The organism is Pseudomonas sp. SbOxS1 (assembly GCF_013416725.1).
Lineage (GTDB): Bacteria > Pseudomonadota > Gammaproteobacteria > Pseudomonadales > Pseudomonadaceae > Aquipseudomonas.
On record NZ_JAAVXC010000026.1, the window covers coordinates 239518 to 264468 of the forward strand.

Sequence of the window (24951 nt, forward strand, 5' to 3'; positions counted from 1 at the left end):
CTACCTCAGTTTCAGGGTGGCAAGGCCGATCAGCACGAGAATCACGGTGATGATCCAGAAGCGGACAATCACGCGCGGCTCGGGCCAGCCCTTGAGTTCAAAGTGGTGGTGAATCGGTGCCATGCGGAACACACGGCGACCGGTCAGCTTAAAGGACGCAACCTGAATGACGACTGACAGGGTTTCCATCACGAACACGCCGCCCATGATGAACAGGACGATTTCCTGGCGAACGATCACCGCGATGGTGCCCAGGGCCGCGCCCAGCGCCAGCGCGCCGACGTCCCCCATGAAGACTTGTGCCGGATAGGTGTTGAACCACAGGAAACCCAGGCCCGCACCGATCAGCGCGCCGCAGAACACGATCAGCTCACCCGCGCCCGGTACATACGGGATCAGCAGGTATTCGGCGAATTTCACGTTACCCGACAGGTAGCAGAAGATCCCCAGGCCACCGCCGACCATCACGGTCGGCATGATCGCCAGGCCGTCGAGGCCGTCGGTCAGGTTGACCGCGTTGCTCGAGCCCACGATCACGAAATAGGTCAGGACGATGAAACCCGCACCCAGTGCAATGCTGTGGTCCTTGAGCATCGGCAGGATCAGCGTGGTTTCCACCGGGGTTGCGGCAGTCATATAAAGGAAGATCGCTGCCCCAAGACCGAACACCGACTGCCAGAAGTACTTCCAGCGGCTCGGCAAGCCACGGGAGTTCTTCTCGATCACCTTGCGGTAGTCGTCGACCCAGCCAATGGCGCCGAACAACAGGGTCACCAACAGCACGACCCAGACATACCGGTTGGTCAGGTCAGCCCACAGCAGGGTGCTGACACCAATCGACGACAGGATCAGCGCACCGCCCATGGTCGGGGTGCCGGACTTGGAGAGGTGCGATTGCGGGCCGTCGTTGCGAACGGACTGGCCGATCTGACGGTTCTGCAGGGTGCGGATCATCCACGGGCCATAGCACAGCGACAAAACCAGCGCGGTCAGTACACCGAGAATCCCGCGCAGGGTCAGGTACTGGAAGACCGCGAAGCCTTTGTAGAACTGTTGCAGATACTCCGCTAGCAGCAGCAGCATTAATGTTTCTCCAGACTGGTCCCGCACAAAGCGGCAACGATGTTTTCCATCGCAGCGCTGCGCGAGCCCTTGATCAAAATGGTGGTGTTTGTGTCTTGCTCGGCGCCCAGGGCCTTGATCAGTTCAGCTTGCGTGCTGAAGTGAAAGGCTTGGGGTCCGAAGGCGTTGACGGCGTGAACCATCATCGGCCCGACGGCGTACAACGCAGAAACCTTGCCACGGGCGTACTCGCCCACGTCGCGGTGCCCCTGCTCTGCCCAATCGCCCAACTCGCCGATATCCCCGAGCACCAGGACGGTGCGACCGGAAAAGCCGGCCAGTATATCAACGGCAGCGCACATGGAGGTGGGGTTCGCGTTGTAAGTGTCATCGATCACGCGCATGCCATTGCTGGCCAGTTGCGCGACAGTGCGACCCTTGACCGGTTGTACCGCGCCGAGGCCGGTGGCGATGCCGAACAGCGACACACCCAGCGCATGGGCGGCAGCCGCGGCGGCCATGGCATTGGCGACGTTATGGGTGCCCAGCAGGTTCAATTGAACGCGCTCCACACCTTCAGGCGTGTGCAGGTTGAACGCAGGGCAACCGCGGGCGTCGCGGTCCAGATCACTGGCGTAGAAATCGGCACTGACGTTACTCAGGGCGAATGTCAGCACCTTGCGACCGGCAGCGCGGGTCTTCCAGATTTCGAATGCCTTGTCGTCCAGATTGAGAACGGCGACGCCATCGGCCGCCAGCCCATCAATAATCTCGCCCTTGGCTTCGACAATTTTTTCCGGCCCGCCAAACTCGCCGACATGGGCGGTTCCGGCATTGTTCAGAATGGCCACATGGGGTTTGGTCAGGCCCACGGTGTAGGCAATTTCGCCCAGGCGCGAAGCACCGAGCTCGATCACCGCGGCGGTGTGTTCCGGCGCCAGTTCGAGCAGAGTCAAAGGCGCGCCGAGGTCGTTGTTCAGGTTGCCACGGGTGGCCAGCACCGGACCGCGGGTGCGCAGGATGCTCGCGAGCATTTCCTTGACCGTGGTCTTGCCGCTCGAGCCGGTGATGGCGGCGACTGGCTGGGTGAACGCCGCGCGATTGAGCGCGCCCAGTTGCCCCAGCGCCTGACGGGTATCGCTGACCAGCAATTGCGGCAGCGTGCTGTCGGCGACTTCGCGCTCGACCAGGGCCGCCACGGCGCCTTTGGCCGCGACTTCATTGAGGTAGTCATGACCATCGAACCGCGGACCGGCCAAGGCAATGAACAGCTGGCCCGGCTTGATTGCGCGGCTGTCGATGCTGACGCCGTCGAAGCTCGCATCAGCGGCGATCAACCGCCCATTCAGCGCGCCAGTCAGTTCGCTCAGTTTCAAGGCTTTAAGCATGGGCCACCTCCCAGGCGGTCAAGGCATGATCAGCCTCGACCAGATCGGAAAAGGCATGGCGCTCGCCGTTGATTTCCTGGTAGTCCTCATGACCTTTCCCGGCGAGGACAATCACGTCATCCGCCGACGCACCGGCGATCAACTGGGCAATCGCCTGGCCACGGCCGGCCACGAAGGTCACTTTATCCACAGCGGTGAAGCCGGCACGGATGTCGTCGAAAATCACCGACGGGTCTTCAGTGCGTGGGTTGTCGTCGGTAACCAGCACGCCATCGGCCAGGCGCTCGACCACTTCGGCCATCAGCGGACGCTTGCCGCGATCGCGGTCGCCACCACAGCCGAACAGGCACAACAGGCGGCCTTTGACGTGAGGGCGCAGGGCGGTCAGGACTTTTTCCAGAGCATCCGGGGTGTGGGCGTAGTCGACCACCACCAACGGCTGGGTGCCGCCACCCAGGCGCTGCATGCGTCCGGCCGGGCCTTCGAGTTTCGGCAGTACCTTGAGAATTTCGTCCAGGGCGTAATCCAGGCCGAGCAAGGCGCCAATTGCCGCCAGGACGTTGCTCAGGTTGAAACGACCCAGCAACGTGCTGCGCAGGTGGTGTTCGCCCTGGGGCGTGACCAGCGTGGCACGCACGCCTTCGTCGTCGAACTGTGCCTGGCGGCAGTAGAGGTAAGCGCTGCTGTCGAGCAGGCTGTAGGTGATCAGCCGCGATTCGCGCTTGTCGGCGGCCAGTTGCCGGCCGAACTCGTCGTCGAGGTTGATCACCCGGCATTTCAGGTCGTTCCAGGCAAACAGCCTGGCCTTGGCTTCGCCATAGGCCTGCATGGTGCCGTGGTAATCCAGGTGGTCGCGGGACAGGTTGGTCATCACGGCCACATCGAATGCCAGCGCGGTGACCCGGCCCTGATCCAGGCCATGGGACGAGACTTCCATGGCAACGGCCTTGGCCCCGGCCTTTTTCAGGTCGCCCAAGGTCGCTTGCACCGCAATCGGGTTGGGCGTGGTGTGCAGGCCGCTTTCCAGCGCGCCATGAAAACCGCAGCCGAGGGTGCCGACAATGCCGCAATGCTGGCCCAGCAGATCCAGTGCCTGGGCCACCAACTGGGTCACGCTGGTCTTGCCGTTGGTGCCGGTCACGCCCACCAGTTTCAGGTGATGGCTTGGCTCGCCATAAAAGCGCCCGGCAATGTCCGACAGCTGCGCCGCCAGGCCCTTGACCGGAATCAGCGGCACGTCAGTGATCGGCAGCACCGTGGCGCCTTCCACTTCATAAGCCACGGCCGCCGCGCCGCGCGCAAGCGCATCGCCGATGTGCGCACGGCCATCGAATCTGCCGCCCGGCACCGCGAGGAACAAGTCACCGGCGCGTACGTTGCGACTGTCCAGCGCCAATTCACGGATCAACAGATCGTGGCCGGCGTGGGGAAAAATCTTGTTCAGGCTCAGAGACATCAGCCGCGCCCTCCATTGGCTTTCGGTGGAACGACCGGCGTTGCGTTCGCTTGTTGGGTAGGTGGCAGGTTGTCCGGGGTGATGTTCATCAAGCGCAGGGTGCCGGACATCACGCGGCTGAACACCGGCGCAGAGACCAGGCCACCGAAGTAGCCGGCCTTGGTCGGCTCGTCGATGACCACCACGATGGCGTAGCGCGGGTCGCTCATCGGGCCGAAACCGGCGAACAGCGAGCGGTAGGAGTTCTCGGCGTAGCCTTTGGTTCCGACCGAGGTTTTACGCGCAGTACCCGACTTGCCGCCCACGTGATAAGCCGGCACCTGTGCACGGAATACACCGCGCGGCGCTTCGATCACTTGCTGCAGCATGCCTTGCATGGTTTTCGCGACGGCTTCCGGCAGTACCTGGGTGGTTTGCGGTGCCTTGTCGGTTTTGATCAGTGTCAGTGGCGCGAGGCGACCGTTGTTGGCCAGCGCCGAGAAGGCGTGAACCAACTGGATCGCCGTCACCGAAACACCGTAGCCGTAGGACAGCGTGGCGGTTTCAGCCTTGCGCCAGTCACGGTAGTTCGGCAGGTTGCCGACACGTTCGCCCGGGAAGCCGAGGCCGGTATCCTGGCCAAGGCCGACTTTCTGAGCCAGACGGAAAATCGTCTCGCCACCGATATCGAACGCGATCTTGCTCATGCCGACGTTACTGGAATTGATCAGGATGCCAGCCAGGTCGAGCACCGGACCTTCACTCTTGGAGACGTCCTTGATGGTGTATTTGCCAATCTGCAAGGAGCCCGGATACACCTCGACGGTGTCGCTCGGTTTCCAGCGCCCGGTTTCGATGGCGGCGCTCATGGAGATCGCCTTCATGGTCGAACCCGGTTCGAACACGTCGATCATCGCGCGGTTACGCATCATCGCCGGTTGCAGGTTGCGACGGTTGTTCGGGTTGTAGGTCGGCTGGTTGACCATGGCGAGGATTTCGCCGGTCTTCACGTCCATGATCACCAGGCTGCCAGCCTTGGCGCCGTTCTCGATGATTGCGTTGCGCAGCTCGCGGTTGGCCAGATATTGCAGGCGCAGGTCAATGGACAACGCCAAGGGCTTTCCGGCCTTGGCGTTTTTGGTGACCTGGACATCCTTGATCAACCGGCCGCGCCGGTCCTTGATCACTTGCCGTTTGCCGGGGACCCCGGCCAGCCATTCATCGTAGGCTAGCTCGACGCCTTCGCGTCCGTGGTCATCGATGTCGGTAAAGCCGACCATGTGGGCGGTGACCTCACCGGCCGGATAGAAACGGCGGAACTCTTCGATCCCGTAGACACCCGGCACTTTCAGGTCGAGTACGGCCTGGCCTTGCTCAGGCGTCAGCCCGCGCACCAGATAAATGAATTCCTTGCTGGCTTGTGCCTCGAGACGCTCGGCCAGGGCCTTGGGGTCTTGTCCCAGCGCGGCAGCCAGTGCTGGCCACTTTTCCTTGGCCAGTTGCATTTCCTTGGCATTGGCCCACAGGGTGGTGACCGGAGTACTCACGGCCAAGGGTTCGCCATTACGGTCGGTGATCAGGCCACGGTGGGCCGGAATCGGAATATGCCGAACGCTGCGCGCATCGCCCTGGCCCTTGAGGAAGGCACGGTCGACCACTTGCAGGTCAATGATGCGCCAGGCGATCGCCGCCACCATGACCCCGAGCAGGCCCAGCACCAGGCGGAAGCGCCACGGAAACAGAGCGCCTTCGAGTTTCATCATGGCGCCACCATCTGCACTTCGGCGGCACCGGGAATGCGCATTTTCAGCTGTTCGGTGGCCAGCACTTCGATACGGCTATGGGCGGTCCAGGTGCTTTGCTCAAGAATCAAGCGCCCCCATTCGGCCTGCGCCTTGTCGCGCACGCTCAACTCGTTGTACAGCGCGTTCAGCAACTGGCGGTTCCAGTGTGCGCTGTAGGACACGCCAATGGCCGACACGAGCACGCCAACGAACAACAGCAGCATGAAAAAGCTTCCGCCGGGCAGTGGCTTGGCGAAAAGCTTGCTCACCGCAGCTTCTCCGCCACACGCATGACAGCGCTACGGGAACGTGGGTTGGCCTTGAGCTCGGCGTCGGAGGCCGTCTGCGCTTTGCCATGGATTTTGATTTTCGGTTCGAAAGCGACGTGGCGAACCGGCAGGTTGCGTGGCAGGTTGTCGGCTTCGCCTTTGACCAGCTTGCGCATGAACAGTTTGACGATGCGATCTTCCAGCGAATGGAAGCTGATGACCACCAGGCGACCGCCCACTTCCAGGCTTTCCAGCGCCGCTTCGAGACCGGCTTCCAGATCGCCCAGTTCGTTGTTGACGTGAATGCGCAGACCCTGGAATGCACGGGTCGCCGGGTTCTTGCCCTTTTCCCAGGCCGGATTCGCGACTTTCAGGACTTCAGCCAGATCGGCGGTGCGCTCGAACGGCTTGATATCGCGACGTTCAGCCACGGCACGGGCCATGCGCCCGGAAAAGCGCTCTTCGCCGTATTCCTTGAACACCCGGGCGATTTCTTCCACGGGCGCGGTGTTGACGAATTCGGCGGCGCTGATCCCGCGGGACGGGTCCATGCGCATGTCCAGCGGACCATCGTTGAGGAAGCTGAAACCGCGTTCCGGGTCGTCCAGCTGTGGCGACGAGACGCCCAGGTCCAGCAACACACCGCTGACCTTGCCGTTCATGCCGCGCGCGGCAACTTCCGCACCCAGCTCGGCAAAGCTGCGCTGTACAACGACAAAGCGGCCGTCTTCGGCCGCTAGCGTCTGCCCGGTGGCAATCGCTTGAGGGTCTTTGTCGAACCCGAGCAACCGACCATCGGGACCTAGCTGGCTGAGGATCAACCGGCTGTGTCCGCCGCGTCCGAACGTGCCGTCCAGATAGCAGCCATCAGGACGTACAGCGAGAGCCTCGACGGCTTCGTCGAGCAGTACGGTGATGTGGTTAAAGCCGCTATCTATAGTCACAGGATCAATTCACGCAGTTGGTCAGGCATCGCGCCCGGTTCTTGAATAGCAGCCAGGTCTGCGGCAGCAACCGCATCCCAGGCATCCTCGTCCCACAATTGGAACTTGTTCAGTTGGCCTACCAACATCGCGCGCTTATCCAACTTGGCATATTCACGAAGACGCGGCGGAACCAGAAAACGACCACTGCCATCGAGCTCGAGGTCGACGGCATTACCAATCAGTAAACGTTGCAGACGACGGTTCGCTTCGTGAAGCGAAGGCAGTGCGCGCAGTTTGGTTTCAATAATTTCCCACTCATCGAGGGGGTAAACACACAAACACGGATCAACGGCATCAATTGTGACGATTAACTGACCAGAACTCCGCGAAACCAGCTCGTCACGGTACCGGCTCGGCATGGCGAGACGGCCCTTGGCATCGAGACTGATAGCGTTGGCTCCGCGAAACACGTCAGCGTCTCTCCAAATTCTAGCGTTTTTAGCTCAAAAAACCCACTTCATGCCACTTTCCGCCACTTGCGCACACTATAGGAATGCGCCCACTGCACCGTCAAGGCGCGGATCAAAGGAAAACCCTTACAGAACTGAGATTTAGGAGCATATGGAGGGGAGCAAGCAGGATCGGGGGGATGAAACCGACCAATAACTTGAATCAGCACAAGGGGCTGCGTTCAGAAGTTAAAGTGATTTATTAAGTGTAAGATTTTTTTGATATTACGAAAGTGATAATGAGGACGTTTGAGAAAGGAGGGTAATTGCCATCATCAGACCCCTGCTCAATGATTTAAGCAGAGGGAGAAAAAAGGTGGAGAGTCGATCTGTAAGCCGGGTTCTGTCTTGAACAGTCATTCGTCTACGATGGCCATCACTGGACACCTTTAGCAACCTACCCGGTCCCAGCGCGGGCCACGCCTTGGGACCCTATTTGGTCTTGCTCCAAGTGGGGTTTACCTAGCCACGAACTGTTGCCAGACGTGCGGTGCGCTCTTACCGCACCTTTTCACCCTTACCGGCGCCGAAGCGCTTAGGCGGTTATTTTCTGTGGCACTTTCCGTAGGCTCACGCCTCCCAGGCATTACCTGGCACTTCGCCCTATGGAGCCCGGACTTTCCTCCCCCCCCTAATTTTCATAGAGGGCAGCGACTGTCCGATCGACTCTCCGCCGCGAAGGTTAACGGCAGAGCGGCCGAAGAACAAGCGATAAACGCCTCCAGCCACGCCAATGCGTCGGGTTTTTACTCGCCTTTCTGCTTATCCAGCGCAATCTGGTAGAGAACATTCTTGCGCTCGCCGGTAATTTGCGCGGCCAGCGCCGCGGCACGCTTGAGCGGCATCTCTTCGAGCAACAGATCGAGGATGCGCATCGCTTCACTGCTGACAGCACCCTCCTCCTCGGGAGCCGTCCAGCCCGCCACCAACACCACACACTCGCCACGCTGCTGGTTGCTGTCCGACTCGACGAACTCGCGCAACTGGGCGAGCGGCAAACCCTTGAGCGTTTCGAACGTCTTGGTCAGCTCCCGCGCCAGCAATGCCGGGCGCTCAGCGCCGAATACCTGCTCCATATCCTGCAGGCATTCGAGGATTCGGTGCGGCGCCTCATAGAAAATCAGCGTTCGCGGCTCCTCCTTGATCAGCTCCAGGCGCGCACGCCGCCCCACCGCCTTGGCCGGCAGGAAGCCTTCGAAGATGAAACGGTCGGACGGCAAACCCGCCGCCGACAGGGCCGCAATCAACGCACAAGCCCCCGGCACCGGAACCACATTGATGCCCGCCGCACGCGCCTGGCGGACCAAGTGATAGCCCGGATCGGAAATCAGCGGCGTACCAGCATCGGAAATCAATGCGACATCGTCCCCCGCGAGCAAGCGGGTAATAAAGCGGCTACCCTCATCGCGCTCGTTGTGCTCATGACAGGCCGCCAGGGGTGTGGGAATGCCGAAGTGCTGCATCAGGCGCTGGGAATGACGGGTGTCCTCGGCGGCAATCAAGGCGACCTCACGCAGGATCTTCAGCGCCCGGGCACTGATATCGTCCAGGTTGCCGATGGGCGTCGCCACCACATAGAGCGAGCCAGCAGCGGAATTCAAAGCACCTGGAGCAGTCAAAGCACACACCTCATGATCGGTAAAACGGCCATTGTAGCGCGTAGCGACGCTCGCGATACGGGCAAGCAGCACCCGCTTTTGCAGCCTTTTGTGCCGCACAGCAACATTTACACCCGCTAAATTGGTCGATTCGCACCAGTAACATCGCGCCCCGGCCAGTGCTTGGGTACAATTCCACGCTAATTTGATCGAGTATCAGGAACACTACATGATCGCTTGCCTGCGGCTGTTCTCTGCCCTATGCCTCGCTGCCTTGCTGGCGGCTTGCGCCAGCTCGCCCTCCTCCAGCCTTGGCGAACTTCCACGGACCCCGGATGCCAGCATCGAGCAACTGCTCGAAAAGGCCGCCAAAAGCAAAACGCCGGAAGACGCGGCACTGCTGCGCCTGAGCGCAGCCGACCTGGCCTATCGCCAGGGCAATGCCGGCCAGTCCGCGCAGATCCTGCAACAGGTTCCCGTGGAAACACTCAAGCCGGGCCAGCAGATCTTCGCCAACACCCTGGCGGCTGAACTGGCCATGACCCGCAACCAGCCCAAAGCCGCGCTGACCGCCTTGAGCCATCCAAGCCTGCAGCGCCTGGGTGAAATGCCGGAAGAGCAACAAGTGCGCACCGGCACCGTTCGTGCCCGCGCCCTTGAAGCCGATGGCCAGGCCCTCGCCGCCGCACGGGAACGCATCTTCATCGCGCCGATGCTCAGCGGCGAAGCGGCCAGCAAGAACCATGAGGCGATCTGGAGCCTGATCGCTTCATTGCCGACCGACCAACTGCAGCCGACCACCACCGACGATCTAGGCGGCTGGATGGCTTTGGCGCTGGCCGTGAAATCTGCCGGCACCCTCGAAGAACAGCAGGCGGCGATCGACAACTGGCGCGCCCAGAACCCGAAACACCCGGCTGCCAAACAGCTGCCACTGCCACTGACCAACCTCAAGGACCTGGCCAGCCAGCCCCTGAGCAAAATTGCCCTGCTCCTGCCACAGGACGGCCCGCTGGCATCGGTCGGTAAAGCACTTCGCGAAGGCTTCATGGCCGCCCACTACCAGGCACAACAAGCCGGGCAGAAACCACCAGCCATCGAGTTCTACGACAGTTCGCGCCTGACCTCGCTCGACGACTTCTATCGCAAGGCCCAGGCCGATGGCGTGCAACTGGTCGTAGGCCCGCTGGAAAAACCACTGGTCAAACAGCTCAGCACCCGCCCGCAACTGCCGATCACTACCTTGGCACTGAACTACAGCGAAGGCGCACAAGGACCGGCCCAGCTGTTCCAGTTTGGCTTGGCCGCTGAAGACGAAGCCCGCGAAGTATCGCGCCGCGCTCGCGCCGACGGCCTGCATCGCGCCGCCATCATGGTGCCCAAGGGTGAATGGGGCGACCGCGTTCTCAAGGCGTTCAGCCAGGACTGGCAAGCCAACGGCGGCAGCATCGTCGCCACCGAGCGCGTCGACCAGCCGGTACAACTGGCCCAGCAGATTGCCGACATGTTCCAGCTGCGCCAGAGCGAAGGTCGCGCCAAGAGCCTGCAATCCACTGTTGGCTCGCAGGTAGCCGCCCAGCCGTCGCGTCGCCAGGACATCGAGTTCATTTTCCTCGCCGCAACGCCACAACAGGCGCAGCAGATCAAGCCGACCCTGAATTTCCAGTACGCCGGTGACGTTCCGGTCTACGCCACCTCCCACGTCTTCAGCGCCAGCGGCGACGTCAACCAGTACAACGACATGAATGGCGTGCGCTTCTGCGAAACCCCATGGTTGCTGGACGCCAATGACCCACTGCGGCGCCAGGTCACCGCGCAATGGCCACAAGCAGCCGGCAGCCTGGGCCGCCTGTACGCCATGGGCGTGGACGCCTACCGCCTGGCACCCCGCCTGGGCCAGCTCAAGGCCCTGCCGGATAGCCGTATCGAAGGCCAATCGGGCAGCCTGAGCATGACCCAGACCCAGCGAGTGGTGCGTGAGTTGCCATGGGCGGAGTTCGTCAATGGCCAGGTTCAACGCTTGCCGAACACCCCACGCTGATGCCTCAAAGGTCACGCCAGCAATGCGGTAAAGATGCCGAGCGCCATGCGCTCGAGCATCTTCAGCAACACGGCCTGCAGCTACTGGCGCAGAACTGGTTGTGTAAACGCGGCGAGCTTGATCTGGTCATGCTGGAGGGCGATACAGTAGTATTCGTTGAAGTTCGCTACAGAAAAAACACTCAATGGGGTGGCGCGCTCGATAGCATCGATGAGCGCAAACGGCAAAAACTGATTTTTGCCGCGCAGCACTTTCTTCAGCGAGAGTCGCGCTGGGCCGACTCCCCTTGCCGCTTCGACGTGGTTGCGATCGACAGCAACCTCGATCAGTTGAACTGGTTGCAAAATGCCTTCGACAGCTGATTGCCTACGCCCCGAACCGGACACCACCACTCAACACTTTTGCTCTTTGCTTTGCGGGCTGCACATTCACGTGCCGGACAGCCGCGCTCATTAAGGTCACACAGATGGACATGCAATCCCGAATTCGCCAGCTTTTTCAGGCCAGTATCGATACCAAGCAAATGGCGATGGACGTACTTGCACCGCACATCGAGCAAGCCAGCGAGGTGATGGTCAACGCCCTGCTCAACGGGGGCAAGATCCTGTGCTGCGGCAACGGTGGCTCTGCCGGCGACGCCCAGCATTTTTCCTCGGAGTTGCTCAACCGCTTCGAACGCGAGCGTCCAAGCCTGCCAGCCATTGCGCTGACCACCGACAGCTCCACGATCACCTCGATCGCCAATGACTACAGCTTCAACGAAATCTTCTCCAAGCAGATCCGCGCCCTCGGCCAACCGGGCGATGTTTTGCTGGCAATTTCGACCAGCGGTAACTCGGCCAATATTATTCAGGCAATCCAGGCTGCACATGATCGCGAAATGATTGTCGTAGCAATGACCGGGCGTGATGGAGGCGGGATGGCGTCGCTGCTTTTACCAGAGGACGCCGAGATTCGCGTTCCAGCCAACGTCACTGCACGCATCCAGGAAGTCCACCTGCTGACGATCCATTGCCTTTGCGACTTGATCGACAGCCTATTGTTCGGGAGTGAAGAATGACCCCTAATCGCCTCGGCCTACTGGCCCTGACCCTGTGCCTCGGCATCAGCGGCTGCACCTCGGTGGTTAATGCCAGCCGTGAAGCACCGATTGAAGATGACCGCGGCACCCGCACTTTCGGCAGCAAGATCGATGATTCGTTGATCGACACCAAGGTCGGCGTCAACATCGCCAAGGCCGATCCGGCCCTGGACAACGACTCGCACATTGTCGTCACCAGTTTCAACGGCGTCGTGCTGCTCGCCGGGCAAACCCCGCGCGCCGACCTCAAGGCCAAGGCCGAACAAGCCGCTGCTGCCGTGCAGCGGGTGAAGACGGTCCACAACGAACTGCAGGTCCTGCCACCCTCCGGCTTCCTTGCCCGCCAGAACGACACCTGGCTGACCTCCAAGATCAAGACCCAGATGCTCACCGACCCGAACATCCCCGGCTCGCGCATCAAGGTGGTCACCGAGAACGGCATCGTTTATCTGCTGGGCCTGCTGACCAAGCAGGAAGCTGCCCAGGCGACGAGCCTGGTGCAAGGGGTTTCCGGGGTGCAGAAGATTGTGAAGCTGTTTGAGTACATCGACTGACCCTCCTCGGCGATCGCGATTCTGAAATCGCCATCGCCCTGTAGGAGCCCGGCTTGCCGGCGAAGGGGCCCTCAAGATCGCCTTCGCCCTGTAGGAGCCCGGCTTGCCGGCGAAGGGGCCCTCAAGATCGCCTTCGCCGGCAAGCCGGGCTCCTACAACAGAAATAAAAAAAGGGCGATCCCTTCGGATCGCCCTTTTTTATTTCACCACCTTCAAGCTCGGTCGACCGCTTGGTCGCGGCGGCTCGCTGTCCGGAGGCGGAATATCATCATCCGGCTCGATCTCTTCCTCGTCCTCCATGGGCGACTCCAGATCGAACACCATGCCCTGGCCATTCTCCCGGGCGTAGATGCCCAGGATCGAGGCTATAGGCACGTACAGGGTATGCGGCACCCCACCAAAGCGGCCTTCGAAGCTAACCGCCTCGTTGTCCATGTGCAAATGACGCACGGCCTGTGGCGATACGTTCAGGACGATCTGGCCGTCACTGGCAAAACCTTGCGGCACCTGCACCGAGGGATACTCGGAATTGACCAGCATGTGCGGGGTACAATCGTTATCAACAATCCACTCGTAGAGCGCACGGACCAGATAAGGTCGACTGGAGTTCATATCGGCTCCTTAAGCCTTAGCGCATGTCGCGTTCGACACCAGACAGACTCGCCTGGAAAGCCTCACGCGCAAACTGGCGCTCCATGTAATCAAGCAGCGGCTTGGCTGGCCGCGGCAGTTCTATACCTAGAATCGGCAATCGCCAGAGTATTGGCAATAGGCAGCAATCCACCAGACTTTGTTCCTCACTGAGGAAAAATGGCTTGTCGGCAAACAGCGGCGACACACCCGTCAGGCTCTCGCGCAGCTCTTTGCGCGCCACGGCACGCGCCGCTTCCTTGGTCCGCGAATCCAGGATCAGATCCACCAGGCCACACCAGTCACGCTGAATGCGATGAATCAGCAAACGACTGTTGGCACGCGCCACCGGATAGACCGGCAACAGCGGCGGGTGTGGATAACGCTCATCCAGATATTCCATCACCACCGTAGATTCCCACAACGCCAGGTCACGGTCGACCAGCGTCGGCAAGCTGCCGTAAGGGTTCACTTCGATCAGTTTAGGCGGCTGGCGACCAGCCTCCACGTAAATGATCTCGGCGCTGACACCCTTCTCTGCCAGTACGATTCGCACTCGGTGGGAATAGTGGTCGGCGGGGTCGGAGTAACAGGCCAACCGATTGGTCACGCCCATGGCGATCCTCCTCGCTTGTTGAAATGATCGGAAGCAGAAAAACGAGCGCGCCCAGAGGACGCCTCCCGTAACGCCTGGCTCACCAGGCTCGTTACCCTTTCAGAGGCGCCCTTGGGCGCGCGCGATTAACAGCAATTGCTTGAAGCTTTATCAGTGCACATCTTTCCAGTATTCGCGCTTGAGCAAGTAAGCGAATACGAAGAAGAACGCCAGGTACAGCAATACGTACGTACCGATGCGCTGATGTTGCAGCTTAACCGGGTTAGCCGAGTAAGCCAGGAAGGTTACCAGATTCTTGACCTTCTCATCGAACTGCTCTTCGGTCAGGGCACCACTCTTCGGCACGATGGTCAGCTGATCGCACGCTTCATGAGTCAGCGGTGTACCGGTCAGCGGATCATATTGCTTCTTGCCGTCTTCGACGATTTGAACCTGTTTGCAGCCGACGACCTGACGACCTTGCAGGCCGACCAGCACGTTAGGCATACCGACGTTCGGGAAGACCTTGTTGTTCACACCCCATGGGCGCGACGGGTCTTCATAGAACGACTTCAGGTAACCGTAGAGCCAATCGGTGCCACGCACACGAGCCACCAGGGTGAGATCGGGCGGCGCCGCGCCGAACCAGGCCTTGGCGTCGGCCGGCTGCATGCCGATGCTCATGTGATCGCCGATCTTGGCACCGGTGAACACCAGCTTCTCGAGCATCAGCTCGTGCGGAATGCCGAGGTCATCGGCAACACGCTCGTAACGCTGGAACTTGGCGCTGTGGCAACCCATGCAATAGTTGGCGAACGTACGTGCGCCATCCTGCATTGCAGCCTTATCGGAAACGTCGATGTCGACTTTTTCCAGCTCGGGACCACCGTGTTCAGCCGCAAAGGACAACACCGGCAGGGCAGCAAGAATCAGTACAGCAAATAGTTTTTTCATCAGCCAGTCACCCTTTCCGGAACCGGTTTGGTCTTCTCGAGCCTGGTGTAGAACGGCATCAGAATGAAGTAGGCGAAGTACAGGAAGGTACATACCTGCGACAGCAACGTACGGCCCGGAGTCGGCGCCAGAACACCCAACACGCCCAGGATCACGAACGAAATGCAGAACACCCAGAGCCAGATCTTGCTCATCCAGCCCTTGTAGCGCATCGACTTGACCGGGCTACGGTCCAGCCATGGCAGGACGAACAGCACGGCGATGGCCGCACCCATGGCGATCACACCCAGGAGCTTGTCCGGAACCGCACGCAAGATCGCGTAGAATGGCGTGAAGTACCAGACCGGAGCGATGTGCTCTGGGGTCTTGAAGGCGTTCGCCACTTCGAAGTTCGGCTTCTCGAGGAAGTAACCGCCCATTTCCGGGAAGAAGAACACGATCGAGCAGAAGATGAACAGGAACACCACCACACCGACGATATCTTTCACGGTGTAGTACGGGTGGAAGGCAATGCCATCCAGCGGTACGCCGTTTTCGTCCTTGTATTTCTTGATGTCCACGCCGTCCGGGTTGTTCGAACCGACTTCGTGCAGCGCCAGGACGTGCAGCACCACCAGGCCGAGAATCACGATGGGCAGCGCCACCACATGCAAGGCGAAGAAGCGGTTCAGGGTGATACCGGAAATCAGGTAGTCACCACGAATCCACTGGGTCAGGTCGTTGCCGATGACCGGGATCGCACCGAACAGCGAGATGATCACCTGGGCACCCCAGTAGGACATCTGGCCCCACGGCAGCAGGTAGCCCATGAAGGCCTCGGCCATCAGCGCCAGGTAAATCAGCATGCCGAAGACCCACACCAGCTCACGCGGCTTCTGGTACGACCCGTAGAGCAAGCCACGGAACATGTGCAGATAGACCACGATGAAGAACGCCGAAGCGCCGGTGGAGTGCAGCAGGCGCAGGATCGAGCCGTACTCGACGTCGCGCATGATGTACTCGACGGAAGCGAAGGCTTCTTCCGCCGACGGGGTGTAGCTCATGGTCAGCCAGACACCGGTGACGATCTGGTTGACCAGAACGAGCAGCGCCAGGGAGCCAAAGAAATAGAAGAAGTTGAAGTTCTTCGGGGCGTAGTACTTGCTGAGATGGTCTTCCCACATCTTGGTCGCGGGAAAGCGCGCATCAACCCAATCCATGAACTTGCTCATCACGCTTTCTCCGTATCGACGCCAACGACGATGATGTCATCGGTCTCATAGGAATGCGGGGGAACTGGCAGGTTCAAAGGCGCAGGTTGCGACTTGTAGACGCGGCCAGCCAGGTCGTAGTGGGAGCCGTGGCAAGGGCAGAAATAACCGCCTACCCAGTCCTTTCCCAAGTCCGCGGGCGCGACTTCGGGACGGAAGGTCGGCGAGCAACCCAGGTGCGTGCAGATGCCGATCAACAGCAAAACTTCAGGCTTGATCGACCGCGTTTCGGGGTCGACATAGGTCGGTTGTGTCGAGTTCTTGGAGGTAGGGTCAGAGAGCTGGCCCTCGATCTTCTTCAGATTCCCCAGGATTTCCTCGGTACGGCGGACGATGAACACCGGCTGGCCGCGCCATTCAGCAATCATCTGCTGGCCTGGCTCGATCTTGCTGACATTCACTTTCACCGGTGCACCTGCGGCTTTCGCCTTGGCACTGGGAAACCATGACCCCACGAACGGGACCGCAGCCCCCACCGCTCCTGCAGCACCCACCACGGATGTGGCTGCTACCAAGAAGCGACGCCGGCCTGCATTCACGCCGTCATTGCTCATTCAGTCCTCTCCCATCAGCTTTGTGGCCTGTTAAATCAGGCATCTACTAAGTAAAACGCTGTACTTATAAAAATTTTGCCGAATGGTAATGAAAAGCCCCAATTCTGACAAGGTAATTACCCTGGGGCACCACTGCCAAGCCTTGTAGTATAGGGCCTCTGACGATGTGGCAAGTTGTCACAGCGCAATTCTTTGAGAAAATCACACGCACAAAAAAACGCCCAGCTCCGTGAGGAGACTGGGCGTTCTTTTTGAACGTGGAAGCGAATTAACGCTTCGAGTACTGCGGACGCTTACGCGCTTTACGCAGACCAACTTTCTTACGTTCAACTTCACGTGCATCGCGGGTTACGAAGCCGGCTTTACGCAGAGCGCTGCGCAGAGTTTCGTCGTAGTCCATCAGAGCGCGGGTGATGCCGTGGCGGATTGCGCCAGCTTGACCACTCACACCACCGCCGATCACGGTGACGTAGATGTCGAACTTCTCGACAGTCTCAGTCAATTCCAGCGGCTGACGAACTACCATGCGGGCAGTTTCGCGGCCGAAGAAATTATCCAGCGAACGGTTGTTGATGGAGATGTTACCAGTACCCGGACGCAGGAAAACGCGTGCGGTTGCGGTCTTGCGACGGCCAGTGCCGTAATTTTGAGTCGCCGACATAATGAACTATTCCGTTAAATCTTCAGTTCTTGGGGCTGCTGAGCAGTATGAGGGTGTGCAGCGCCCGCATAGACTTTCAGCTTACGGTACATGTCGCGACCCAGCGGGTTCTTAGGCAGCATGCCTTTGACCGCGGTCTCGATCACGCGCTCAGGGGCCTTGGCGATCAGCTTTTCAAAGTTGATCGACTTGATGCCGCCCGGGAAACCGGAGTGGGAGTAGTACATTTTGTCAGTGGTTTTAGCGCCGGTAACACGGATCTGCTCGGCGTTGATTACGACGATGTAGTCGCCGGTGTCAACGTGAGGAGTGTACTCAGGCTTGTGCTTGCCACGCAGACGGCTCGCGATTTCGGTGGCCAGACGACCCAGGGTCTGACCAGCAGCGTCGACGACAAACCAGTCGCGCTTTACTGTTTCCGGTTTAGCAGTAAAAGTTTTCATTCTTTATAGCCTCAGGGGCCGCCCTGTAAATTAGACGGCGGATCTTACTGAATAGTGCGTACTTTGACAAGTCAAAGGCAGCCGGATACAGACGCTTTCGGGGGCTCGGGTCGGCGCGTCCGTTCAACGGCAAGATTCTTCGGCGGCGGCGCATCACTTCCACTGCAGAAAGAGGTGCGCAATTATGCAGATTGCGAAAAATAATTCAACCTGCTTTTATGATTGTTTTGCCCAAGGAGCTCCCCGATGGAGTATCGCCAGCTAGGCCGGACCAACCTGAACGTGAGCGCAATCTGCCTCGGAACCATGACCTGGGGCGAGCAAAACAGCGAGGCAGACGCCTTCGCCCAGATCGAGCGCGCCAAGGCCGCCGGGATCAACTTCATCGATACTGCTGAAATGTACCCGGTGCCGCCCAAGGCCGAAACCTACGCCACCACCGAACGCTACATCGGCAATTACTTCAAGAGCCGCGGCGATCGCAGCGACTGGATCCTCGCCAGCAAGATCGCCGGCCCGGGCAACACCATCGACTACATCCGCGACAAAAACCTGCGGCACAATCGCCAGCACATCACCGAGGCCGTGGATGCCAGCCTGCAGCGCCTGCAGACCGACTACATCGACCTGTACCAGCTGCACTGGCCGGAGCGCAGCACCAATTTCTTCGGACAACTGGGCTACAAGCACCAGACCGAAGCCAACCTGACGCCCCTGGAAGACACCCTCGAAGCGCTGGACGAACAGGTCAGGGCCGGCAAGATCCGCCACATCGGCCTGTCCAACGAAACGCCGTGGGGCACCATGCGCTTCCTGGCCCTGGCCGAGCAACGCGGCTGGCCGCGCGCGGTGTCGATCCAGAACCCCTACAACCTGCTCAACCGCAGCTTCGAGGTCGGCCTGGCGGAAATCGCCATTCGCGAACAGTGCGGCCTGCTCGCCTATTCGCCGCTGGCGTTCGGTTTCCTGTCAGGCAAGTACGAAGGTGGGGCCCGCCCGCCAAAAGGCCGCCTGAGCCTCTACAGCCGCTTCAGCCGCTATTTCAACCCGCAGTCGGAAGCGGCATGCAGCCGCTACGTCGCACTGGCCCGGGAGCACGGCCTGGACCCGGCGCAAATGGCCCTGGCATTCGTCACGCAACAGCCGTTCGTGACCAGCAACATCATTGGTGCGACGACACTGGAGCAACTGGAGAGCAACATTGCCAGTTTTGACCTGAAGCTGTCGGATGAAGTGCTGGAAGGGATCGAGGCGATTCACAGGGATCACCCGAACCCCGCGCCTTGACTGATCGTTCCCACGCTCTGCGTGGGAATGCAGCCCGGGACGCTCCGCGTCCCTTTCTGAAGCTGGAACGCGGAGCGTCCCTTGAGGCATTCCCACGCGGAGCGTGGGAACGATCAACACTGCATTACAGTGACCGCGCAATGATCTCCTTCATGATTTCATTGGTCCCGGCATAGATCCGCTGCACCCGCGCATCCGCCCACGCCCGGGCAATCGGGTATTCCCACATGAACCCGTAACCGCCATGCAGCTGCACGCACTCATCGAGCACCTTGCACTGCAGGTCCGTACCCCAATACTTCGCCATCGCCGCCGTTGGCACGTCGAGCTTGCCTTGCAGGTGCAACTCCAGGCAGCGGTCGACAAAGACCCGGCCGATCTGGATCTCGGTCGCCATCTCGGCAAGTTTGAAACGGGTGTTCTGGAAGTCGGCAACTGCCTGGCCGAAGGCTTTGCGCTCGCGGGTATATTCCAGGGTCCATTGCAACGCCGCTTCAGCTGAAGCCAGGCCGCCGATGGCCACGGTTAGACGCTCCTGCGGCAACTCCTGCATCAAATACGCGAACCCCATCCCCGCCTGGCCCAGCAGATTTTCCTTGGGCACCCGGACATCCTGGAAGAACAGCTCCGAGGTGTCCTGGGCCTTCATGCCGACCTTTTCCAGGCGCTTGCCCTTGTCGAAGCCCGGCGTATCGGCCTCCACCAGGAACAGACTGGTGCCCTTCGCACCGGCCTTCGGGTCGGTCTTGGCGACGACGATCACCAGGTCTGCGAGGAAGCCATTGGTGATGAACGTCTTCGAGCCGTTGATCACATACTCGTCACCATCGAGCACTGCGGTGGTCTTCACCCCTTGCAGGTCGGAACCGGCACCGGGCTCGGTCATGGCAATGGCGCTGACCATCTCGCCAGACACCAGTTTGGGCAGGTATTTGTGTTTCAGCGTTTCACTGCCGTAATGCAGGATGTAGGGTGCAACAATGTCCGAATGCAGGGAAAAACCGATACCGGTCAACCCCAGGCGCCCTATCTCTTCGATGACCACCGCGCTGTACAGAAAGTCCGCCCCCAACCCGCCGTACTCTTCCGGCAGATGCGAGCACAACATCCCCGCCTCCCCTGCCTTGTTCCAGAGTTGACGGTCGATATAGCCCTGTTTTTCCCATTGCCCATGGAACGGCACCGCTTCTTTCTCGAGGAACGTTCGCACGCTGTCGCGAAAGAGTTCGTGCTCGGAACTGAACAAGGTTCTCGGAATCATGCGGCACCCTTATCTTTGTTTTTTAAAGGAATGGACCTTCAGAGACTATGCCTGGCGTCCGATACAGGACACTGGACACATCCGACAAAAAATAAGACGATCCAGCCGTCTGGTGACCACTTTCCCCTATAAGAATAAAGTTGAATTATGTCTAACCAAGCCTCCACGCCCTTGCGGCGCGTCAGCATCCTGGCCATTGACCGGGTTTTCGCTTCCACCCTCATGCAGGCCAAGGATTTCTTCCACCTCGCCAGCCTGCGCTACGGCAAACAACTGGGCCACGGCCTGACTCCAGCGTTCGAAACCCGACTGGTCAGCCCCGACGGCAAACCGGTCAACACCTTCAGCGACGTGGTGATCCCGGTGGACGGCGGCCTGGAAAATGCCGACATCATCGTCATTCCCGCGTTCTGGGACGATTTCGAGACCCTGAGCAAACGTCATCCACAGGTCCTGTCCTGGCTGCGTCAGCAACATGCCCGCGGCGCTGTACTCTGCGGCGAGGCCACCGGGGTGTTCTGGCTCGCCGAAGCCGGCCTGCTCGATGGCAAGGAGGCGACCACTTACTGGCGCTTCTTCAATGCCTTCGCAGAACGTTTCCCGAAGGTCCAACTCAATCAGGACAAGCACCTGACCGACGCCGACAACCTGTATTGCGCAGGCGGCACCACCTCGGCATGCGACCTGTACGTCTACCTGATCGAGCGCTTCTGCGGCGCCAACGTCTCCCAGGCCGTGGCGCGAGACATCCTCTATGAAGTGCAACGCAGCTACTCGCCGGGAAGAATCGGCTTCGGCGGGCAAAAGCTGCACCAGGACGTGATCATCCTGCAGATCCAGCACTGGCTCGAAGAACACTTCGCCGACAAATTCCGCTTCGAGGACGTCGCCCGCGAACACGGCATGAGCATCCGCAACTTCATGCGGCGCTTCCAGACCGCCACCGGTGACAAGCCACTGCACTACCTGCAGCGCCTGCGCATCGAAACCGCCAAAGGCTTGCTGTCCGGCAGCCGCAAGAGCATCAAGACCATCAGTTATGAAGTCGGTTATGACGATGCGAGCTTCTTCGCCAGGCTATTCCGCCAACATACGGAGTTGTCGCCGAACCAGTATCGGCAGCAGTTTCAGCAGGCTGCCTGAACCCTGAAGCCCACCCTTTTCAATGTGAGAGCGAGCCTGCTCGCGATGGCGTCGGCACACTCAGCAATGATGTGACTGACATACCGCTATCGCGAGCAGGCTCGCTCCCACAGGGGATTGCGGTGAATTTGAGGGTTCTTCAGCGCACATAAAAAAGGGCCTGCAAATGCAGGCCCTTTTTATTTTTCGAATCGTCCTACGGCTTGTGCGCCCGGGACAGGAATTCGTGGGACTGCATTTCCAGCAGGCGGCTCAGGGTTCGCTGGAACTCGAAGTTCAGGCGACCGCCGGTGTAGAGGTCTTTGAGTTCTACTTCGGCAGAAATGATCAGCTTGACGTTGCGATCGTAGAACTCGTCAACCATGTTGATGAAGCGTCGGGCGATGTCGTCGGTGGTGACGCTCATCTGCTCGACACCGCTGAGCAACACGGCGTGGAAGATCTTGCCCAGTTCGATGTAGTCGTTCTGGCTACGTGGGCCGTCGCACAGTTCACGGAAATCGAACCAGGCCACGTCATCACAGGTACGCAGGGCACGGATTTCGCGGTTCTCGATCATCAGCACATCGTTTTCGATCGCTGCAGTGCATTCCGGCGTCAGCGCGCGGAAGCTTTTACGCAGGCTTTCGTGGGAGGCTTCGTCGAGCGGGAAGTGGAACAGTTCCGCTTGTTCGAGGTGACGCAGGCGATAGTCGACGCCGCTGTCGACGTTGACGATCTCGGTATTCTGCTTGATCAGCGCGATGGCCGGCAGGAAGCGCGCGCGTTGCAGGCCGTCCTTGTACAGGCCGTCGGGCACGATGTTCGACGTCGCAACCAGGGTCACACCGTTCTTGAACAGCTCTTCCATCAAGGTGCCGAGGATCATGGCGTCGGTGATGTCGGAGACGAAGAATTCATCGAAGCAGATCACCCGGGCTTCGGTGGAAAAGCGCTTGGCGATGATGGTCAGCGGGTTTTTCTCGCCGCCCAGGGTCTTCATCTCTTCGTGCACGCGCTTCATGAAGCGGTGGAAGTGAGTACGGGACTTCTCCTTGAACGGCAGCGCTTCGAAGAAGGTGTCGACCAGGTAAGTCTTGCCGCGACCCACGCCGCCCCAGAAGTACAGGCCCTTGACCGGTGCCTGATCCTTCTTGCCAAACAGTTTGCCCAGCAGGCCCGGTTTGTTCTGCTCGGCCGCGACCAGATCGTCGTACAGGCGCTGCAGATGACGCACGGCAGTTTCCTGCGCGGCATCATGGAAGAATTCCGGGCGTTTCAGATCAGCTTGATATCGTTCTAGGGGCGTCATAATTCGTTAGCAAGGCAACAAAAACGGGCCGTCACTGTAGCGATGGCCCGTGGGAATGGCAATCAGCCCTTGGTCGGGCCGAGCCGTTGATTAGTCCTGGACTGGCGTCAGGGCGATCCGCAATGCCTCGATCGCAGCATCGCGCGCGGCGCTGTCAGCGAACGCCGGGCTGTCACCCACGCACTGACCTTCAAGCCAGACGCTAAAGCTCAGGTCTTCGCTGCGCACGTCCAATGGCTGGCCCGATTGCAGTTGCTTGGTCACCTGACCTGCGGTTTTACCGTCGGCGAAGTTACGCGACAGCAGCAGTTGCTCGCCATCGGCCGCCAGCAGACGGAAGCGGAAACTGCCATCGTCTTCACGGAAGCTGACAAAACGCGCGGCCTTCGCGGCTTTCTTCTTGGTGGTCGCTGCCACTTGAGCCTGGGCAACGAACGAACGCAGGCCTACCGCTTCGCGCAACTCGTTGAGGAAAGGGGTCGCGACTGCACGCGCCTTTTTCGCCCCGTGCTGCAGGATGTCTTCAAGATCCGCCGGGCGCTCGATCAGTTGGTTGTAACGCTCGCGGGACTCGCCCAGCTCGCTGTCCAGCAGCTGGAACAAGCGATTCTTCGCCTCGCCCCAACCTAGCCCCTGCAGCAGATCGCTGCGGAACTCGTCGGCTTGCGCCGGGGTGGCGAACGCCTGGAACAGGGTGAACAGGTGCGAGTTGTCCGGATCCTTTGCCTCACCCGGTGCACGGGAGTCGGTGACGATACGGGAAATCGCGTCCTTCATTTCTTTGGCGCTGCTGAACAACGGAATGGTGTTGTCGTAGCTCTTCGACATCTTGCGGCCGTCCAGGCCCGGCAGCGTGGCCACGCTCTCTTCGATCAGCGCCTCGGGCATGGTGAAGAACTCCTTGCCCTGGCCAAACAGGTGGTTGAAACGCTGGCCGATGTCCCGGGCCATTTCCACGTGCTGGATCTGGTCGCGGCCGACCGGCACCTTGTGCGCGTTGAACATCAGGATGTCCGCGGCCATCAGCACCGGGTAGCTGTACAGGCCCATGGTGATGCCGGCGTCCGGGTCTTCACCGGTCTCGACGTTCTTGTCCACCGACGCCTTGTAGGCGTGGGCACGGTTGAGCAGGCCCTTGGCGGCAACGCAGGTCAGCAGCCAGGTCAACTCGGGGATTTCCGGGATGTCGGACTGACGGTAGAAGGTCACGCGGTCCACATCCAGGCCACCGGCCAGCCAGGTCGCGGCGATTTCCAGGCGCGAGCGCTGGATGCGCAGCGGGTCATCGCACTTGATCAGGGCGTGGTAGTCGGCCAGGAAATAGAACGAATCGGCATTGCTGTCACGGCTGGCAAGGATCGCCGGGCGGATGGCGCCTGCGTAGTTGCCCAGGTGCGGCGTGCCGGTGGTGGTGATGCCGGTGAGGATACGGGTACGAGTCGTCATGGGTAATCGCTTGTCAGACTGCAATCAATTCGAGAGACGCGGCAGGATCAGATCCTTGAGATCGGTCAGCTTGCCATGAAAAAAGTGTCCGCATTCTGCCACTTTCAGCAGCTCATGGGGACGTTCGAGCTTGTCGGACCATTGGTAAACCAGCTGCGGATCAATCACTTCGTCGGTTTCCGGCTGGATCAGCGTCAATTCACCCTGCTGCGGCAGTTGATCCTGAGCGCCCAGACGCATAACCGCTGGAGCGACCATGAACAGATGCTTGAGCTGCTCGCCCTGCGCTTCCAGACGCCCGCCGAGACTTGCTGCAACAAAACCGCCGAAGGAAAAACCGAACAGGGTCAGCGGCAACTCAGGGTGCCTGGCGCGAAACCATTCGGCCACGGCCTGCGCATCGTCGACTTCGCCGGTACCCATGTCGTGGGAGCCTTCGCTGGCACCGACGCCACGGTAGTTGAAACGCAAAGTGATCAAGCCGGCATCGCGCGCGGTGCGCTGCAGGGTCGAGACCACTTTGTTGAGCATGGTTCCGCCCTGCACCGGGTTCGGATGGCAGATGAGCGCGAGGCCGCGCGGCTGCTCATTGTCCAGGTACAGTGCTTCCAGCTGGCCGACCGGGCCATCAATCACTACAGGGGTTTCACGCATAAGCAAGGAAGGAACTCCGTGACCTCGAATCGGGTCGACTCGTCTAGCAAATTGTCTGCGGCTGTCCATTGCGAGTGAATCGCGGTATACAGCGCAGGTTCGAGCCGTTAACGTAAAGCAAAGCCGTTTATAGAG

25 protein-coding genes and 1 other RNA gene are annotated in these 24951 nt (G+C 60.1%); 6 read left to right on the plus strand and 20 right to left on the minus strand.

What is annotated here, in order from left to right:
- The 9 genes from mraY to rsmI all read right to left on the minus strand — a co-directional run bounded on the left by mraY (position 1) and on the right by rsmI (position 8992).
- Positions 1 to 1083, minus strand: a complete 1083-nt coding sequence (gene mraY, locus HFK74_RS22025) for a phospho-N-acetylmuramoyl-pentapeptide-transferase (RefSeq protein ID WP_008060275.1) — start codon at positions 1081 to 1083, stop codon at positions 1 to 3.
- Positions 1083 to 2450 carry a UDP-N-acetylmuramoyl-tripeptide--D-alanyl-D-alanine ligase gene (gene murF, locus HFK74_RS22030; RefSeq protein ID WP_180205327.1) on the minus strand — a complete coding sequence of 456 codons (1368 nt, stop codon included), beginning with the start codon at positions 2448 to 2450 and terminating at the stop codon, positions 1083 to 1085. Before murF ends, mraY begins: the two co-directional genes overlap by 1 nt.
- Positions 2443 to 3906: a UDP-N-acetylmuramoyl-L-alanyl-D-glutamate--2,6-diaminopimelate ligase gene (locus tag HFK74_RS22035; RefSeq protein WP_180205328.1), complete on the minus strand. Its 1464-nt coding sequence runs from the start codon at positions 3904 to 3906 to the stop codon at positions 2443 to 2445. Before HFK74_RS22035 ends, murF begins: the two co-directional genes overlap by 8 nt.
- Positions 3906 to 5645: a penicillin-binding protein 2 gene (locus HFK74_RS22040; RefSeq protein WP_180205392.1), complete on the minus strand. Its 1740-nt coding sequence runs from the start codon at positions 5643 to 5645 to the stop codon at positions 3906 to 3908. Before HFK74_RS22040 ends, HFK74_RS22035 begins: the two co-directional genes overlap by 1 nt.
- On the minus strand, positions 5645 to 5938 hold the full coding sequence (gene ftsL / locus HFK74_RS22045; RefSeq protein ID WP_008060267.1) for a cell division protein FtsL: 294 nt from the start codon (positions 5936 to 5938) through the stop codon (positions 5645 to 5647). Before ftsL ends, HFK74_RS22040 begins: the two co-directional genes overlap by 1 nt.
- Positions 5935 to 6876 carry a 16S rRNA (cytosine(1402)-N(4))-methyltransferase RsmH gene (rsmH, locus tag HFK74_RS22050; RefSeq protein WP_143512450.1) on the minus strand — a complete coding sequence of 314 codons (942 nt, stop codon included), beginning with the start codon at positions 6874 to 6876 and terminating at the stop codon, positions 5935 to 5937. Before rsmH ends, ftsL begins: the two co-directional genes overlap by 4 nt.
- A gap of 2 nt (positions 6877 to 6878) precedes the next feature.
- Positions 6879 to 7334, minus strand: a complete 456-nt coding sequence (mraZ, locus tag HFK74_RS22055) for a division/cell wall cluster transcriptional repressor MraZ (protein WP_008060263.1) — start codon at positions 7332 to 7334, stop codon at positions 6879 to 6881.
- A gap of 355 nt (positions 7335 to 7689) precedes the next feature.
- Positions 7690 to 8043: RNase P RNA component class A (gene rnpB, locus HFK74_RS22060), an RNA gene on the minus strand.
- Positions 8044 to 8119: 76 nt separating this feature from the next.
- Complete coding sequence (gene rsmI, locus HFK74_RS22065; RefSeq protein WP_180205329.1) at positions 8120 to 8992, minus strand: 16S rRNA (cytidine(1402)-2'-O)-methyltransferase; 873 nt, start codon at positions 8990 to 8992, stop codon at positions 8120 to 8122.
- A 208-nt stretch (positions 8993 to 9200) separates the two neighbouring features.
- Between rsmI and HFK74_RS22070 the strand changes: the two genes are divergently transcribed.
- From HFK74_RS22070 to HFK74_RS22085, 4 genes are all read left to right on the plus strand, one after another.
- Positions 9201 to 11012, plus strand: a complete 1812-nt coding sequence (locus HFK74_RS22070) for a penicillin-binding protein activator (RefSeq protein ID WP_180205330.1) — start codon at positions 9201 to 9203, stop codon at positions 11010 to 11012.
- A complete protein-coding gene (locus tag HFK74_RS22075; RefSeq protein WP_180205393.1) occupies positions 11012 to 11374 on the plus strand; it encodes a YraN family protein in 363 nt (120 codons plus the stop codon). Before HFK74_RS22070 ends, HFK74_RS22075 begins: the two co-directional genes overlap by 1 nt.
- 104 nt (positions 11375 to 11478) lie before the next feature.
- The gene (locus tag HFK74_RS22080; protein WP_180205331.1) at positions 11479 to 12072 is read left to right on the plus strand and encodes a phosphoheptose isomerase; all 594 of its coding nucleotides are present in this window, start codon (positions 11479 to 11481) and stop codon (positions 12070 to 12072) included.
- Positions 12069 to 12647: a BON domain-containing protein gene (locus tag HFK74_RS22085; RefSeq protein ID WP_150702954.1), complete on the plus strand. Its 579-nt coding sequence runs from the start codon at positions 12069 to 12071 to the stop codon at positions 12645 to 12647. Before HFK74_RS22080 ends, HFK74_RS22085 begins: the two co-directional genes overlap by 4 nt.
- 198 nt (positions 12648 to 12845) lie before the next feature.
- Here the strand turns inward: HFK74_RS22085 and HFK74_RS22090 are convergent, their stop codons facing one another.
- The 7 genes from HFK74_RS22090 to rplM form a co-directional block, all read right to left on the minus strand.
- A complete protein-coding gene (locus tag HFK74_RS22090) occupies positions 12846 to 13259 on the minus strand; it encodes a ClpXP protease specificity-enhancing factor (RefSeq protein ID WP_007943725.1) in 414 nt (137 codons plus the stop codon).
- Positions 13260 to 13275: 16 nt separating this feature from the next.
- A complete protein-coding gene (locus HFK74_RS22095; RefSeq protein ID WP_007972581.1) occupies positions 13276 to 13893 on the minus strand; it encodes a glutathione S-transferase N-terminal domain-containing protein in 618 nt (205 codons plus the stop codon).
- Positions 13894 to 14043: 150 nt separating this feature from the next.
- Positions 14044 to 14826 carry a cytochrome c1 gene (locus tag HFK74_RS22100; RefSeq protein WP_180205332.1) on the minus strand — a complete coding sequence of 261 codons (783 nt, stop codon included), beginning with the start codon at positions 14824 to 14826 and terminating at the stop codon, positions 14044 to 14046.
- A complete protein-coding gene (locus tag HFK74_RS22105) occupies positions 14826 to 16037 on the minus strand; it encodes a cytochrome bc complex cytochrome b subunit (RefSeq protein ID WP_008060256.1) in 1212 nt (403 codons plus the stop codon). Before HFK74_RS22105 ends, HFK74_RS22100 begins: the two co-directional genes overlap by 1 nt.
- Entirely contained in the window at positions 16037 to 16630 is a 594-nt protein-coding gene (petA, locus tag HFK74_RS22110) for a ubiquinol-cytochrome c reductase iron-sulfur subunit (protein WP_008060255.1), read from the minus strand. The genes HFK74_RS22105 and petA overlap by 1 nt, the downstream gene beginning before the upstream one ends.
- A gap of 268 nt (positions 16631 to 16898) precedes the next feature.
- Entirely contained in the window at positions 16899 to 17291 is a 393-nt protein-coding gene (gene rpsI, locus HFK74_RS22115; RefSeq protein ID WP_003228056.1) for a 30S ribosomal protein S9, read from the minus strand.
- A 14-nt stretch (positions 17292 to 17305) separates the two neighbouring features.
- Positions 17306 to 17734, minus strand: coding sequence for a 50S ribosomal protein L13 (gene rplM / locus HFK74_RS22120; protein WP_003228062.1), 429 nt, complete (start codon positions 17732 to 17734; stop codon positions 17306 to 17308).
- A gap of 246 nt (positions 17735 to 17980) precedes the next feature.
- On the opposite strand from rplM, the gene HFK74_RS22125 reads away from it, so the two are divergent.
- Positions 17981 to 19021 carry an NADP(H)-dependent aldo-keto reductase gene (locus HFK74_RS22125; RefSeq protein ID WP_180205333.1) on the plus strand — a complete coding sequence of 347 codons (1041 nt, stop codon included), beginning with the start codon at positions 17981 to 17983 and terminating at the stop codon, positions 19019 to 19021.
- A gap of 124 nt (positions 19022 to 19145) precedes the next feature.
- Here the strand turns inward: HFK74_RS22125 and HFK74_RS22130 are convergent, their stop codons facing one another.
- The gene (locus HFK74_RS22130) at positions 19146 to 20282 is read right to left on the minus strand and encodes an acyl-CoA dehydrogenase family protein (RefSeq protein WP_180205334.1); all 1137 of its coding nucleotides are present in this window, start codon (positions 20280 to 20282) and stop codon (positions 19146 to 19148) included.
- Between the two features lie 222 nt (positions 20283 to 20504).
- Here HFK74_RS22130 and HFK74_RS22135 point away from each other — a divergent pair, with 222 nt between their 5' ends.
- The gene (locus HFK74_RS22135) at positions 20505 to 21425 is read left to right on the plus strand and encodes a GlxA family transcriptional regulator (protein ID WP_177325075.1); all 921 of its coding nucleotides are present in this window, start codon (positions 20505 to 20507) and stop codon (positions 21423 to 21425) included.
- Between the two features lie 196 nt (positions 21426 to 21621).
- Here HFK74_RS22135 and zapE read toward each other — a convergent pair whose 3' ends face one another.
- From zapE to HFK74_RS22150, 3 genes are all read right to left on the minus strand, one after another.
- Positions 21622 to 22716: a cell division protein ZapE gene (zapE, locus tag HFK74_RS22140; RefSeq protein WP_180205335.1), complete on the minus strand. Its 1095-nt coding sequence runs from the start codon at positions 22714 to 22716 to the stop codon at positions 21622 to 21624.
- A gap of 90 nt (positions 22717 to 22806) precedes the next feature.
- A complete protein-coding gene (locus tag HFK74_RS22145) occupies positions 22807 to 24162 on the minus strand; it encodes a tryptophan--tRNA ligase (protein WP_180205336.1) in 1356 nt (451 codons plus the stop codon).
- 24 nt (positions 24163 to 24186) lie between these two features.
- Positions 24187 to 24816, minus strand: coding sequence for an alpha/beta hydrolase (locus tag HFK74_RS22150; RefSeq protein WP_180205394.1), 630 nt, complete (start codon positions 24814 to 24816; stop codon positions 24187 to 24189).
- Between the last annotated feature and the right edge of the window lie 135 nt (positions 24817 to 24951).

Bases quoted from the DNA above. Each gene is read 5' to 3' on its own strand.
- mraY (WP_008060275.1), bottom strand. From the start codon at position 1,083: ATGCTGCTGCTGCTAGCGGAGTATCTGCAACAGTTCTACAAAGGCTTC.
- murF (WP_180205327.1), bottom strand. From the start codon at position 2,450: ATGCTTAAAGCCTTGAAACTGAGCGAACTGACTGGCGCGCTGAATGGG.
- HFK74_RS22035 (WP_180205328.1), bottom strand. From the start codon at position 3,906: ATGTCTCTGAGCCTGAACAAGATTTTTCCCCACGCCGGCCACGATCTG.
- HFK74_RS22040 (WP_180205392.1), bottom strand. From the start codon at position 5,645: ATGAAACTCGAAGGCGCTCTGTTTCCGTGGCGCTTCCGCCTGGTGCTG.
- HFK74_RS22070 (WP_180205330.1), top strand. From the start codon at position 9,201: ATGATCGCTTGCCTGCGGCTGTTCTCTGCCCTATGCCTCGCTGCCTTG.
- HFK74_RS22075 (WP_180205393.1), top strand. From the start codon at position 11,012: ATGCCTCAAAGGTCACGCCAGCAATGCGGTAAAGATGCCGAGCGCCAT.
- HFK74_RS22080 (WP_180205331.1), top strand. From the start codon at position 11,479: ATGGACATGCAATCCCGAATTCGCCAGCTTTTTCAGGCCAGTATCGAT.
- HFK74_RS22085 (WP_150702954.1), top strand. From the start codon at position 12,069: ATGACCCCTAATCGCCTCGGCCTACTGGCCCTGACCCTGTGCCTCGGC.
- HFK74_RS22090 (WP_007943725.1), bottom strand. From the start codon at position 13,259: ATGAACTCCAGTCGACCTTATCTGGTCCGTGCGCTCTACGAGTGGATT.
- HFK74_RS22095 (WP_007972581.1), bottom strand. From the start codon at position 13,893: ATGGGCGTGACCAATCGGTTGGCCTGTTACTCCGACCCCGCCGACCAC.
- HFK74_RS22100 (WP_180205332.1), bottom strand. From the start codon at position 14,826: ATGAAAAAACTATTTGCTGTACTGATTCTTGCTGCCCTGCCGGTGTTG.
- HFK74_RS22105 (WP_008060256.1), bottom strand. From the start codon at position 16,037: ATGAGCAAGTTCATGGATTGGGTTGATGCGCGCTTTCCCGCGACCAAG.
- petA (WP_008060255.1), bottom strand. From the start codon at position 16,630: ATGAGCAATGACGGCGTGAATGCAGGCCGGCGTCGCTTCTTGGTAGCA.
- rpsI (WP_003228056.1), bottom strand. From the start codon at position 17,291: ATGTCGGCGACTCAAAATTACGGCACTGGCCGTCGCAAGACCGCAACC.
- rplM (WP_003228062.1), bottom strand. From the start codon at position 17,734: ATGAAAACTTTTACTGCTAAACCGGAAACAGTAAAGCGCGACTGGTTT.
- HFK74_RS22125 (WP_180205333.1), top strand. From the start codon at position 17,981: ATGGAGTATCGCCAGCTAGGCCGGACCAACCTGAACGTGAGCGCAATC.
- HFK74_RS22130 (WP_180205334.1), bottom strand. From the start codon at position 20,282: ATGATTCCGAGAACCTTGTTCAGTTCCGAGCACGAACTCTTTCGCGAC.
- HFK74_RS22135 (WP_177325075.1), top strand. From the start codon at position 20,505: ATGCAGGCCAAGGATTTCTTCCACCTCGCCAGCCTGCGCTACGGCAAA.
- zapE (WP_180205335.1), bottom strand. From the start codon at position 22,716: ATGACGCCCCTAGAACGATATCAAGCTGATCTGAAACGCCCGGAATTC.
- HFK74_RS22145 (WP_180205336.1), bottom strand. From the start codon at position 24,162: ATGACGACTCGTACCCGTATCCTCACCGGCATCACCACCACCGGCACG.
- HFK74_RS22150 (WP_180205394.1), bottom strand. From the start codon at position 24,816: ATGCGTGAAACCCCTGTAGTGATTGATGGCCCGGTCGGCCAGCTGGAA.